The following is a 13,214-nucleotide window of genomic DNA, read 5'->3' on the forward strand; positions in this document are numbered from 1 at the left end:
GCCTACGGTGCGAGCATCACCTGGTTCCGCCCTGCGGCCTTTGCCGCGTAAAGGGCTGCGTCGGCTTCATTTAGCAGCATTTCGGCACTCACCACATGCCCCGCGGAGAACCCGGAGACTCCAGCGCTGAACCCCAACTGGCCCGATGGGTCGCCGGCATGGGGTATGGCCAGGTCACGTACGGCGCATAACGCCCGTTCCACAAGGGCCCTGGCCCCGATCACGCCCTGTCGGGGAAGCACCAGCAGGAACTCCTCGCCCCCGAACCGGTAGACACCGTCAGTCCGTCGTGCCGTTGCCGCGAGGGTGGATGCCACCGCCCGAAGGGCCAGATCGCCGGCCTGGTGACCGTAGAGGTCGTTGTAGCTCTTGAAATTGTCCACGTCGCACAGCGCCACACTGTACCCCTCGCCATGGCGGGCGCTCCGGGCGTGCAGTTGCTCCAGGTCCTCTGAAAGTTTCAACCGGTTGTGAAGTCCGGTCAGGGGATCGGTGCGCGCTTGCTCCGAGAGGACTTTCCGGTAGTGTGCGAGGTCCGCGTGAAGCGTGGTGATTCGCAACGCCACTAGGAGCCTGGTGTGCAGGACAAAGGGGTCCAACGGCTTGGTGACGTAGTCGTCGGCGCCGGCCTCGAGCCCGGACAGAACGTCGTCGCGCGATCCTTGCGAGGTCAGCAGCACGATGTAGGTGTACAGCTCAGGCTCCTCTGCACGGATGGCCCGGCAGAGTTCCAATCCGTCCATCACGGGCATCATCCGGTCGGTGACCACCACATCCGGCCGGTGTGCCTGGAACAGGGCCCATGCCTCGCCACCGTCCGCAGCCGTCATGCAGTCATGCCCCGAACGTTCGACGGCGGCCCTGGCCACCAGGAGCGACCCCGGATCATCGTCCGCTACGAGAACTCTCAATGGTCCCCCTTCACTGCGGCCTCCAGTTCGGCGTCCAATCGGTGCAGTTCAGCCTCGAGCCGGCTGACGAGTCCCTCGGCGTTGCCCAGTTGCCCGTTGCGGCCCAGTTCTTCGAGCTCGGCACAGACCGAAACCACGCCGGAGGCTCCGATGTTTGCCGCGGACCCCTTCAGGGCGTGGGCAGCCTGCACCAGGACCTGGCTGTCGCCAGGAACCGCTGCGCGGAGCGCCGCCACGCGCACCTGGCTCTCCCGTCGGAACGCCTCCAGCGTTGCCCGCAACAATGCCCCTCCGTCATCCTGGCCCAGGTCCCTAAGGACGGCGATGCGGTCCGGGTCCAGTGCGGGCCCGGGGCTTCCGGCGGAAGGACCTCCGGTGACAGCAAGAGGCTGCGGGAGCTGCACGGGAACCCAGCGGGACAACGCAGCTTCCAGGGCAGCCGCGTCCACGGGTTTTGACAGGTAATCGTCCATGCCCGCGGCGAGGCAGCGTTCCCGGTCTCCATCGAGGGCGCCTGCGGTCATGGCAATGATGGGCACCCGGATTGCAGAGGGCAGGCGGCGGATCTCGCGGGTTGCCTCGAAGCCGTCCATCACCGGCATGTGGCAATCCATCAGGATGGCGGAGTATCTTGTCGCGGCCGCGGCCGCCACCGCTTCGGCACCGTTGCAAACCACATCCACCGCGTAGCCGAACTTTTCGACTGTTGCGCGTGCCACCAACTGGTTCACCTCATTGTCCTCAACGACCAGGATCTGCCCGCGGCGCGGCGTGCCGCGCCCAGCCTGCGCGGTTCGGGCGGGCCTTGGGCGGCTCCAGGATTCCGGTGTGGGCTCGCGGGTCGAGATCAGGCGGACCAGCCGGTTGTAAAACTCGGAACTGCGGACGGGTTTCATCAGCCACTCACGCACACCCGCGGCGGCAATCTCTGCCGGGTCTACCTGCATGGTCGAGGTCAGCATGATCAGTTCCATGCCCGCAAGTGCTGCGTCGGCCTTGATGCGCCGGGCCAGCTCCAGGCCATCCGTGTCGGGCATGCAGTAGTCCAAAACGGCGAAATGGAAGGGTGTCCCGGCCTGCCGCGCGGCGCGGGCCACTTCCAAAGCGGCCGTCGCGTCCGGAACGGATTGCGGTTCAAGGCGCCAGCCACGGAGCTGGGATTCGAGGACCAGTCGGTTTGTGGCATTGTCATCCACCACCAGGACGCGGAGACCGGTGAGGAATCCGGCGGTCGGCACAGGATCCGTGGACGGGGGTGCTATGGGCAGCGGCAGCCGGAACCAGAATGTGCTGCCCTGGCCCGGCGCACTGTCCATCCCGATGGCACCGTCCATCACAGCGGTCAGGCGCCTGCAGATGGCCAGGCCAAGACCCGTACCGCCGTAGCGGCGGGTGGTGGAAGCATCCGCCTGCGAGAAGGATTCAAACAATTTGCCGTGATGTTCCGGGCTGATGCCAATGCCGGTGTCGCGGACCTCGAACTCAATTGCCGCGGTGCTTCCCGGGCCGTAGCCCGGGTCTTTGGCCGTGACCCGGATGGAGACCTCCCCGGATGCCGTGAACTTCACGGCATTGGAGGCAAGGTTGAGCAATATTTGCCGGATCCTGCCGGAGTCGCCCTGCAAACGGGCAGGAACGTCAGGCTCACAGTAGGCGATCAGCTCCAGGTTCTTGGCCAGTGCAGGTTCGGCCAGCAGGGCGGCCACCTCTTCGACGAGGACCCTGGGGTCGAAGGGACGGACGTCCAGGTCCACCTTTCCGGCCTCCAGCTTCGAGAAATCGAGGATGTCATTGATAAGGGCCAGCAACGATTCCCCCGCACCCTTAACCCCTTGGGCGTACTGACGCTGCGTCTCGTCCAGCCCGGTTTCCAGAAGGAGCCCGGTTAGGCCGACTACCCCGTTCATCGGAGTGCGGATTTCGTGGCTCATGGTAGCCAGGAATTCGGATTTGAGACGGCTGGATTCCAACGCCGCCTCCCGGGCCGCCTCAAGTTCCACGGTGCGGGCAGCCACTTCATCCTCGAGTCCGCCGGTCAGGCTGATGTTCTCGAAGACGATCAGCACCTGACGGACCAGCACGGAGGCAAGGACAGTGGCTCCCACTACGAGAAGGAACGGATCGAGCTCCTGCAGGTGCGGGCCAGCGAACTGGAGTACAGCCAGGAGGAGGGGAACGTATGGGAGCAGTTCCAGTGCAAGCGTGTACCCCTTCCGGTCCGGGCCTGTGTTCTCCACGTACGGTGCAGCAGGAGCCATGGCGATGATGAGGAAGGCGCCTATCCAGCCCAAGGCAAGCGGTGATCCGGTGGTTCCCGTCACGCCGTCGAACGTCATGCGCACGTAAATGCTGTCCGTAACGGCCAGCACCACCAGGCCGCCACCGAAACAGAGCCAGGGCAGGCGCTCGCCCGGCTGACGCCGCATGGCCAGGACCAGTACCAGGGACGTGATCACCAGATCCACCACGGGGTAGGCCATCCCGGTAAGGCGTGTCAGTGGGTCCCCAACAGCGTTGAAGGCGGGGCCAAGGGCCGTGTACCAGCTGACCACAAGCACCGAGCCGGCAATGACGGCGGCGTCCATGACCGCCCGAAACAGCGCCACGGGAGTGCCGGCGCGGCGCTTGAACGAGAACAGCGCCACGACAGCGGGCACCGAGTAGCCAAGGAACAGGGCGTCTGCCAGGGAGGGAAAGGGGTAAACATGGTCGTTCAGAAGGCCGTAAAACGCGTAGAGCGCCATTCCGGCTGCCCAGACGAAGGACGCCGCAGCCATATAGGTCCAGGCCTTCGCGTTCGCACCACCTCGGGCACCGGCTCGCGCACAGCTCACCCCGGCCACCAGGGACGCGGCCAAAATGAGGAAGTCGCCGGTAACAAGGGCGGCCGGAGTGCCCCTGTTCACTGCCAAAAACACCCCGAGTCCAGTGAGGACCAACGCTGCCGCCACGATCCGCGGCCACAGCCGCGACCCACCGCTGTTGACACGGTGTTCCAAGAGACCAGACTGGGACACGGAGACCCCTTCCCCCTAATTGCGCCCAATGCCCCAAAACAGGGGCGGAGCCGCCGGAGACCACGGCGGAGACGCCCCCTCATAATATCCCGCGCATCCTTGGAATGGGCCGGAAAATTACCGCCCCTTCAAGGCATTGAGGGCTTCTTCCGCGTTCTGCAACGCGTGGCCAAGCCGCTCGCCTGGCTCCGGCAAGGAAAACAGGTAACCCTGCAGCGAATCGCACTCCAGCGCGGCCAGGTAATCCGCCTGCGCCGCCGTCTCAATCCCTTCAGCCGTGACGGTCAGCCCCAGGCTGTGGGCCATGTTGATCATGGAGCTGAGGATCGGCAGGCGCTCGTTGCCGGTCCGCACCATGGACACAAAAGACTTGTCGATCTTGACCGTGTCCACGGGCAGGTCCTGCAGCCGGCCCAGTGAGGAGTAGCCGGTGCCGAAATCATCCAGTGCCACCCTGGCGCCGGCGTCCCGCAGCGTGCTGAGTTGCCGGATCAGGCTGCAGTCGGCGTCAAAAAACACACTCTCGGTAACTTCCATGACCAGCTGGTAGGGGGCCACGCCGCTGGCTGCCGCCAGCCTTAGGACGGTCTCGGCGAAGTCCGGTTCCTGCAACTGGACTCCGGAGACGTTCACCGCCAGGGACCGCGCCGGATCCTCGCTGAGCCATCGCGCCAGCTGCACCATGCCGGACGCCATTACCTCGGCCCCGATCTCGCCGATCAGCCCGGTGCGCTCGGCAAGGGGGATGAAGATCGACGGCGGCACCCGCTCACCGCCGCGGTCCCACCTGGCCAGCGCCTCGAGTTGGACCACCTGCCCCATGCGGTGCGACACGATCGGCTGGAAATCCACGGTGATTTCGCCGCGCGGAACAGCCAGCCGCAGCCCGCCCTCCATGTGGGTGCGCTGCACCAGTGCCTGCATCATGTCCGGGTGGAAGCGGAGGAACCGGTTCTTGCCTGCCGCCTTGGCCGCATACATGGCAATGTCGGCATGCCGCAGGAGTTCCGAGGGCCCAACGCTGTCCTGCCCCAACGAGGCGAGGCCCAGGCTGAGGCTCGGCCGGAGGACAGTGCCGTCGATGGTCACGGGGACGTGCAGGCAGCGCACGATGCACGCCGCGATGGCGTCGGCATCCGGGCACGCCGTCAACAGCACCACGAACTCGTCCCCGCCCAATCGTGCAACAACGTCAGCTGTAGGGACGCAGCCGCGAAGCCGGCGTGCCACTTCGATGAGCATGTCATCACCCGCCTGGTGGCCAAGGATGTCGTTGACCTCCTTGAAGTCGTCCAGGTCAAGGAGCAGGACATCCACCGTCTTCAGCCGGGCTTCCTGAAGTGCTTCGGCCAGGGCGTCGTTGAACACGGCCCTGTTCGCGAGCCCGGTCAGGGGGTCCTGGAACGCCATGGCCCGCAGCTTTTCGGCCTGGACGGCCAGGTCCATCATGGCCCTGTGCGCCTGCTCCTGCGCTTTTCGCCGGGGCGTGACATCGCGGAAGCTCCACACCCGTCCAACGATCTTTTCCTCTACCCGCTGGGGGCGGGAATATCTTTCATAGGTGCGGCCGTCCCTGAACTCGACCACGTCGTGGCTCTCGGCGGCCGGGTCTTCCTGAAGTTCGCCCAGCCGGGCGGTGAAGGCCGCTGGGTCTGCCACCTGCTCCACGATGAGCTGCATGGCCGGTTCTCCGCTGTCCGCTTCCATCAACTCGGGCGGGATGCGCCACATGGCAAGGAATTGTTCGTTGAACCCAGCCACCCTGCCGTCATTGCCCATGACCAGGATGCCGTCGGCAGTGGATTCAAGGGTGGCCGTCAACAAGGACATGGCCTCGCGCAGATCCTCGTCCGCCGCCTTGCGGTGTGCCGTGCCACGGGCGGAGAGCAGCAGCCGCGCTCCGGATTGCCCTGCCCGTTCTTCGGATTGCCCTTCGGGTCCGCGCTCTGCGCGGGCGTGGTCCGCGGTTGGCTGGGGGAGGAGTGCGGCCACCACTTCGATGGGGATCTCGCTGCCGTCGTGACGGAGTCCCCTGATCTCGCGGGGCAGCGGATGCCCTTCCGGCTCTGCAAGGAGCTGGAGGAACAACTGGCGTACCTCGTCGCGGAAATCCTCGGCAATCAGTGGGCGGTGGTCCAGGCCGGCAAAAGCTTCCTTTGGTAAGCCGAAGAGCCTTGACGCTGCAGAATTGGCCGCAAGGATAATACCGTCCGCGGTCAAAGCCAGCAGTGCGTCCGGGCTGGCATCCATGACCACGCCAAAAGTTTGTAATGCCACATCATCGCCACGGCCCATAAAACTGGTCATTACACCACCCCTTCGCCATCATAAAGGCCATTGGCAGGAATTGGGTGCGCACCAGGGAAGGCAAATTGGGGCGGCGCGGAACAGAGAAAGCGCCGTCCTCCTATTGGGGAGTCCGGCGCTTCTTGTTCAGTTGACTTTGTGCTGCGGCTACACCCTGCGGCCGCTGCGGTTGGCGACTGCCCCGTAGATCAGCAGCACGATGATGGAGCCGAGGATGGCCAGCAGCCAGGTCCTGAGGTCGAAGAATTCGGCCAGTCCGCCGCCAAAGATGAGCGATCCAATCCAGCCGCCCAGAATGGCTCCGACGACGCCGAGGACCAGGGTCACTACCCAGCCGCCGCCCTGGCGACCCGGCAGGATTGCCTTTGCAATGGCTCCAGCAATCAGGCCCAAAATGAGAAATCCGATAATGCCCATGTTGCCACTCCTTGTCAGTAAGTTGTGCCGGGCCCCCATTTCCGGTTCCATAATTCAATCAGCAGGCTTACTACTGTGCAAGGCCTTGAATATCACAGGATGACTGTCAGTTTCAGGCGTAATGCCGTGCTTTTATCCATCAGTGTCCTGACGGTCCTTGGTTTTCCGCCGTGTGGCCTGGCTTTGGCATCCCGTGAACGTTCATTCTCGGGTGCGGCCTGCCTGGCGTCCGCCGATAGGATGGCAAGTCCCCGAACAGACCAAGGAGCGCAGGCATGCCCAGCCAGACCGCCAGGCCCCGTGCCATCTTCCTCGACATCGACGGAACCTACGCCGACCACGGCCTGGCTCCGGCAGCGCACGTGGACGCGGTGCGGACCGCCCGGGCACGGGGCCACCTCGTCTTTGTCTGTACCGGACGCCCGCTGTCCATGGTCCCCGGCCACATCCTGGACGCTGGGTTTGACGGCACCATCACAGGCGCCGGCGCCAGGGTGGAGGTCAACGGGGAGATCCTCAAGGATGCCCGTTTTGAACCCGGCCTGGCCGCACGCATCGTTGAGGCCCTGGATGCCCACAACGCCGCCTACATCCTGGAGGCCCCGGAAGCCCTGCATGGCCGCACCGGTGTGGACCGGCGGCTGAGGGAGGTGCTGGGCCCCATCTTCGCCGGGCGTCCACGCCACGACGGAGTGCTCAGCACGGACGTGGATCCGCTCGAGGACATCCTGGGGCCAATGCATTACGGCGATGACCTCCGCGCCACCTCCTACGCCAAGATCTCCTGCTTCGATGCACCGGTGCCGCTGACCCGCCTGTTGGAGGCCTTCGGGCCGGAGGTTGGGCTGATCCCGAGCTCCCTGTCAGCGCTCGGCGACCGTGCAGGGGAAATCTTCATGGCCGGCACGCACAAGGCGGTGGGCATCCAGGTGGTGGAAGCCCGGCTCGGCCTGGACCGGGCCGACATCATTGCCATCGGCGACAGCGCCAACGACATCGAAATGCTTGAGTACGCAGCCGTCGGCATCGCCGTGGAAGGCGGCCACCCCGCCGTCCTTGCCGTGGCGGACAGGACCACTGCCGCACCCGCCGGCAACGGCGTGGCCCTGGCCTTCGCTGAGCTGGGGCTCCTCGGCTAGGCCGTCCCCTGTCGGGCGTCAGCCCACCGCGCCTGCCGTGGCCAAGGTGCCGGCGGAGGTGCCAAGGCCGCGCACCAGCCAGCCTTCCTCCCGCCACGCTGCCGCGTCCAGCACGTTCCGCGCGTCCAGGACCACCCGCCGTCGTACCAGCTGTCCGGTGACGGCGGGGCACAGCCGCCGGTACTCGTCCCATTCGGTGAGGAGCAGCACCAGTTCGGCATCCTGGAGTGCCCGCCCGGTGGACGCCTCGAAGCGCAGGCGCGGGTAGCGGCGCCAGGCAAGATTGACCGCTTTGGGGTCGGTGACGGTGACGTGCGCCCCGGCAGCGGCCAGCCGGTCCGCCACATCCAGCGCCGGAGAATCCCGGATGTCGTCCGTATCAGGCTTGAAGGAGGCGCCCAAAACAGTGACCGAGCGTCCGGCCAGCGCTCCGCCGCACAGCTCCCTGGCAAGGCCGACCGTGCGTTCACGCTGGCCAAGGTTCACCGCATCAACCAGCCGCATCCAGTCCTCCACGGCGGGCACGCCGAGTGTGGCGGCCTGTGCGCGGAAACTGCGGATGTCCTTGGGCAGGCAGCCGCCGCCGAATCCCAGCCCCGCGTGCAGGTACCTGCTGCCGATCCTCGGATCCAGCCCCATCGCCGCGCTGAGCTCCGTCACGTCCGCGCCGGCAGCATCACACAGCCCTGCCACTGCATTGATGAAGCTGACCTTGGTGGCCAGGTAGGCGTTCGCGGCCGATTTGATCAGCTCTGCCGTGGCGAAGCTGCAGACCAGGCGGGGGATCCCGGCGGCCAGCAGCGGTTCATAGACGGCATCCAGTGCTGCCGCCACCCCCAGGGGCGCACCTGTTGCCGGGTTGAAGGCAGCGGGCCGGCCGCCCTCCACGCCGTAAACCAGCCGGTCCGGCACCAGCGAGTCCTTGACGGCGGTGCCCTGCCGCAGGAACTCGGGGTTCCAGCCGAGCAGCACGTCGGGCCGTCGCGCCAGGATGCCGCGCAGCATGTCCACGGTGCCAACCGGCACGGTGGATTTGCCCACGACGACGGCGCCCGCGGCCAGGTGCGGCAGCAGGCTTTCCAGGGCGGAGACCAGGAAGGTGAGGTCGGCGGCGTCGGACGCCTTGTCCTGCGGCGTCCCCACGCACAGGAAATGAACCTGCGCGCCCCTTGCCTCTGCCGGGTCGGTGGCGAACCGCAGCCTTCCGGTAGCGCGGCCGTCCTGGAGCAGTTCGTCAAGCCCGGGCTCGTGGAATGGCGCCACCCCCTGCGCCAGTTGCTGCACCTTGCCGGGATCGACGTCGATGCCCACCACCGAGTGGCCCATGGATGCAAGGGCCGCCGCGTGAACAGCGCCCAGGTAGCCGCAGCCTATTACGGAAATCCTCATGACGGTGCTCCTGCCTTTGACGCCTTCCGCGGGGGACCGGGAACCGCCGCGGTGACGTCCCGGTAGTGCTGCACCAGTTCGGCGCACAGCGCCGGCCAGGTCCTGTCCTGCACCGACGCGTGGGCTGCCGCCGCGAACGCCCGGCGCTTGGCGTCGTCGCCCACCAGGTCCTGCACCCTGGCGCGCATGGCCGCCAGGTCGCCCGGTTCGTAAAGCCACCCGGTCCGCGAATTCTCCACCAGGTCCAGCGGACCGCCCCGCCCCGTGGCCACCACAGGAACAGCCGATGCCATGGCCTCCTGGATGGTCTGGCAGAAGGTTTCGAACTCGCCGGGGTGGACGAACAGGTCGAAGGACGCCACCGCCCGGGCCAGTTCTTCGCCGCCCAGGAACCCGGTGAACACCGCGCCGGGGAGTACCGTCTCCAACGCCGTGCGCTGGGGCCCGTCGCCCACAATCACCAACCGGGTGTTGGGGAGGCCGGAGAGGGCGGCCAGGTCCTCCACCTGTTTTTCCACGGCGAGCCTGCCCACGTAGCCGATGATCCGTTCACCGTTCGGGGCCACCGAAGCCCGCCACCCGCCGTCGCGCTTTTCCGGTGAAAACCGCGCGGTGTCCACGCCGCGGCGCCACATCCGCACCCGCGGAATGCCCCGGCCGCGCAACTGGTTCAGCGCGAACGTGGAGGGCACCAGGGTTCGGGTGGCCAGTAAATGAATGTTCTCCACCCGGTTCCATGCCCAGTTCTCCAAAAAGGGCACACCGTACCGGGCGGCATAGCTGGGGACCTCGGTCTGATAGACCGCCACGGTGGGAATGCCCAGCTGCGCGGCAGCCTGGGCGGCGCGCCAGCCCAGCACGAACGGCGAGGCAAGATGCACCACATCGGGCGCGTACTCGGCAAGGATTCGCTTGACCCGGTACACACCTCCCACGGCCACCCGCACGTTCGTATAGCCTGCCAGCGGAACCGCTGGAAGCCGGTGGACCTCGGCGCCGTTGACGTGGACTGCGGCATCCCCGTCGTGCGCGGACGGGGCAATGACCATGACGTCGTCGCCCCGCTCCTGCAGATGGTCCAGGACCCGCAGGATTGAGTGCGTAACGCCGTTCATCAACGGCAGAAATGATTCGGCGACGATTGCGATCCTCACCCCTCAACCGTGCGCGGCTTCCCTGAAATGGTGGGGGAGTAGGCGTTACCCGGAGGCAAAGGCCCGGTGAACAACTGGACCCAGTCCCGAAAAAAATTACTAAGTAGGCTTGGCATTCGATGCTAAGCATGCTTACGGTAGGGGGGTAGTCAGCGCAGAGCCTCAAGCAGCCGGGGCGGAAACCGGGCGTCGGGGACATCCCGCGCAAGGACATCCATTGCTGGCAGACCCAGTGCAACGACACATCCAAGGAGAGTCATGCTCAACAGGGAAAATCTTGAAAACCTGCTCACCAAGGGCGGCAACGTCGTCGGTTCCGATGGTACGAAGATCGGTTCGATTGGCCAGTTGTACGCAGATGACGACACGGGTGAGCCCACTTGGGTCACGGTCAAGACCGGCCTTTTCGGCACTTCCGAATCGTTCATCCCGGTCGAAGGCGCACGCCACCAGGACGACGACCTGGTAGTCCCCTACACCAAGGAGCACGTCAAGGACGCGCCCCGCGTGGACGCGGACGGCCACCTCACCCCCGAGGAAGAGGACCGGCTTTACACCTACTACGAACGCGGTGCCCGGACCTACACGCAGGCGACCACCGGCACTGACCGGGACGTTGACCTGCAGGGCGACGCCGACCTGAACGCCGGCACCCCCACGGCAGGCCTGGCGGCAGGCAACGGTACCTCCGACCGCGACACCACTCGCGGAACCGTCGGCCACGACACCTCCGGCCCCACCACCGATGACGCCATGACGCGGTCGGAGGAACAGCTTCACGTGGGCACGGAGCGTGAGGCCACCGGCCGCGCGCGGCTGCGCAAGTACGTCACAACCGAGAACGTCACCAAGACCATCCCGGTGGAGCGCGAAGAAGTCCGCATTGAGCGCGAGCCCATCACGGACGCCAACCGCGGTGCCGCCATGGGCGGACCGGCCATCAGCGAGGAAGAGCACGAAGTGGTCCTCCATGAGGAGCGCCCGGTGGTGGAGAAGGAAGCCGTCCCCGTGGAGCGGGTCCGGCTGGACAAGGATGTTGTCCGCGACGACGTCACGGTCAACGAGGAAGTCCGCAAGGAAAACATCGAAACAGACGGCGGCAGCCGCCGCTGACAGGTGCGGGGGACTCGTCCCTACGTTCCGCGGGCAGGCTGGCTGAAACAGCGGCCCTGACACGGTGAACGGCGCCGGGAGCCTACTTGGGGGCTCCCGGCGCCGCACTCTTTAAACGCTGGTGCAGCCGCGCATAAACGTGGCTGCACCAGCCAGTAGGACGAATATCTTCAGAACTTACGGTTCATCTCTCATTCGCGGCTCCTGTTTTCCCGGTTTACGGAATCCGGGTCATCGAACTGGCGCCGGGTGACGGCGGCGGCCAGCAGAAATCGCAGCACGCCCTCGGCGGGGCAGCGGGTGTTGGTTTCTACCAATTTTACGGCGGCCTCCAGGAAAAAGCGCCGGCGTCCCGGTCATTTGATTGATCATCGGCGCCCCCGTGGAGCCTGTCGTTCGCGGGCAGAGCCCACCCGGCGTGACACCATGGAGCACGATGAAACTGCGCGCTGACCAGACCGGAGACCGTGGCCTTCCCATGCCGTTGTGGCTGCAGGGAGCCCTTGAAACGGCGCAGGCGGCCATCATTTCCGCGCTGGTGGTGGTGGCGCCCATCGTGGCTGTCTGGGCCACCGCCGGTTTCCAGAACGGGCAGTTCGAGGTCCTGGCCCGGCTGGCAGGCCAGTCCTGGCTCCTGGTACACGGCGTGCCGCTGGAACTGGCGGGCGCGGGACCGCAGGCGGCCACGCACGGCGGAACCGGCGTCCTCAGCCTGATTCCCCTGGGCCTGACCCTGATCCCGTTCCTCCTTGCCTGGCGGGCTGGCCGCCGGCTCGCCCGTGCTTCCTACACGGACCAGCTGTGGCAGGCGCTGCTTGGATCCTGGGTGGTCTACGGGGCTTTCGGCGCCGCCACCGGGTTCGTCTGCCGCAATGCCGACGTCGTCATCAATCTTTGGTACGCCATGCTGGTTCCCCTGGTTCCGTACGGACTGGGCATGGTGATCGGCGCGCGCAGGGAAGCAGGATCCTGGAGCCGGCTCATCGGGGTTGACGCGGTGGACTGGATTTCGCGCACCAGCCAGCATTCGCGCTGGGCCGGTTCCTACTTCGCGTCGGTGGCCAAGGCAGGATTCGTTGCGGTGGTGTCCGCGCTTGCGTTGGCAGCAGCGCTGCTCGCAGTTGACCTGTTCATCCACTGGAACCTTGTGGTGTCTGTCTATGAGGCGCTCGACGCCGGCCCGGTGGGAGGTGCCGCCCTCACCATCGCGCAGCTCGGCTTCCTGCCCAACCTTGTGGTCTTCGCCCTCGCCTGGACATCCGGTGCCGGCTTCGCCATGGGTGTGGGCTCCCAGGTGGGTCCGCTGGGCACCGCCGTGGGTCCGCTTCCGTCCATCCCCGTCCTGGCCGCCATCCCCTCGGGCCCCCTGGATTACGCCTTCGTAGCCATGATCGTTCCGGTGCTGGCCGGTGTCATGGCGGGGTGGTGGTTCCTCCGGGAGGGTGAGAACCACTTTGATGAGTGGCTTGCCATCAAGGTCCACGCCCGCTGGTTCACGGCGACAGTTTCCACCCTCGCCCTTGGCGCGCTGGCCGGCGTGGCCGCGGGGCTGCTGACCCTGTGCCTGGCCTGGGTTGCCAGGGGTTCAGCCGGGGTGGGCCGCCTGACCGCCATTGGACCTGACCCGCTGTGGACGGGACTGTGGGTGGCCGCCGAGGTGGCTGCCGGCGTCGTGATTGGCTACGCGGCCGGACCATGGCTGGAACGCGAGAAAAGCACGGCTGTTGAACGGGACGCGGAACTGGTCCACTAGGACCTGCGCGGGGC

Annotated in this window: 9 protein-coding genes; 3 read left to right on the forward strand and 6 right to left on the reverse strand. The window is 66.3% G+C overall.

The features are described from left to right. Nucleotides 1–2: 2 nt before the first annotated feature. The 4 genes from ACEN9K_RS06985 to ACEN9K_RS07000 all read right to left on the reverse strand — a co-directional run bounded on the left by ACEN9K_RS06985 (nucleotide 3) and on the right by ACEN9K_RS07000 (nucleotide 6,652). Nucleotides 3–911 (reverse strand): GGDEF domain-containing response regulator, encoded by a 909-nt coding sequence (locus tag ACEN9K_RS06985; protein ID WP_056393401.1) that lies wholly within the window; start codon nucleotides 909–911, stop codon nucleotides 3–5. Continuing rightward, entirely contained in the window at nucleotides 908–3,910 is a 3,003-nt protein-coding gene (locus ACEN9K_RS06990; protein ID WP_495635462.1) for a response regulator, read from the reverse strand. Before ACEN9K_RS06990 ends, ACEN9K_RS06985 begins: the two co-directional genes overlap by 4 nt. A gap of 135 nt (nucleotides 3,911–4,045) precedes the next feature. Then, nucleotides 4,046–6,178, reverse strand: a complete 2,133-nt coding sequence (locus ACEN9K_RS06995) for a putative bifunctional diguanylate cyclase/phosphodiesterase (RefSeq protein WP_495635687.1) — start codon at nucleotides 6,176–6,178, stop codon at nucleotides 4,046–4,048. Between the two features lie 204 nt (nucleotides 6,179–6,382). Then, nucleotides 6,383–6,652 carry a GlsB/YeaQ/YmgE family stress response membrane protein gene (locus ACEN9K_RS07000; RefSeq protein WP_018771805.1) on the reverse strand — a complete coding sequence of 90 codons (270 nt, stop codon included), beginning with the start codon at nucleotides 6,650–6,652 and terminating at the stop codon, nucleotides 6,383–6,385. A 275-nt stretch (nucleotides 6,653–6,927) separates the two neighbouring features. Here ACEN9K_RS07000 and ACEN9K_RS07005 point away from each other — a divergent pair, with 275 nt between their 5' ends. Then, nucleotides 6,928–7,791, forward strand: a complete 864-nt coding sequence (locus ACEN9K_RS07005) for an HAD hydrolase family protein (RefSeq protein WP_056393407.1) — start codon at nucleotides 6,928–6,930, stop codon at nucleotides 7,789–7,791. 18 nt (nucleotides 7,792–7,809) lie between these two features. Here ACEN9K_RS07005 and ACEN9K_RS07010 read toward each other — a convergent pair whose 3' ends face one another. Both ACEN9K_RS07010 and ACEN9K_RS07015 read right to left on the reverse strand, forming a co-directional pair. Continuing rightward, nucleotides 7,810–9,180, reverse strand: coding sequence for a UDP-glucose dehydrogenase family protein (locus ACEN9K_RS07010; protein ID WP_495635463.1), 1,371 nt, complete (start codon nucleotides 9,178–9,180; stop codon nucleotides 7,810–7,812). Beyond that, complete coding sequence (locus tag ACEN9K_RS07015; RefSeq protein WP_478222164.1) at nucleotides 9,177–10,334, reverse strand: glycosyltransferase family 4 protein; 1,158 nt, start codon at nucleotides 10,332–10,334, stop codon at nucleotides 9,177–9,179. Before ACEN9K_RS07015 ends, ACEN9K_RS07010 begins: the two co-directional genes overlap by 4 nt. A gap of 258 nt (nucleotides 10,335–10,592) precedes the next feature. On the opposite strand from ACEN9K_RS07015, the gene ACEN9K_RS07020 reads away from it, so the two are divergent. Then, on the forward strand, nucleotides 10,593–11,447 hold the full coding sequence (locus tag ACEN9K_RS07020; protein WP_223994406.1) for a PRC and DUF2382 domain-containing protein: 855 nt from the start codon (nucleotides 10,593–10,595) through the stop codon (nucleotides 11,445–11,447). Between the two features lie 436 nt (nucleotides 11,448–11,883). After that, entirely contained in the window at nucleotides 11,884–13,200 is a 1,317-nt protein-coding gene (locus tag ACEN9K_RS07025; RefSeq protein WP_056393413.1) for a cell division protein PerM, read from the forward strand. Nucleotides 13,201–13,214 lie beyond the last annotated feature (14 nt).

This window comes from Pseudarthrobacter sp. Pseusp20 (assembly GCF_059492155.1).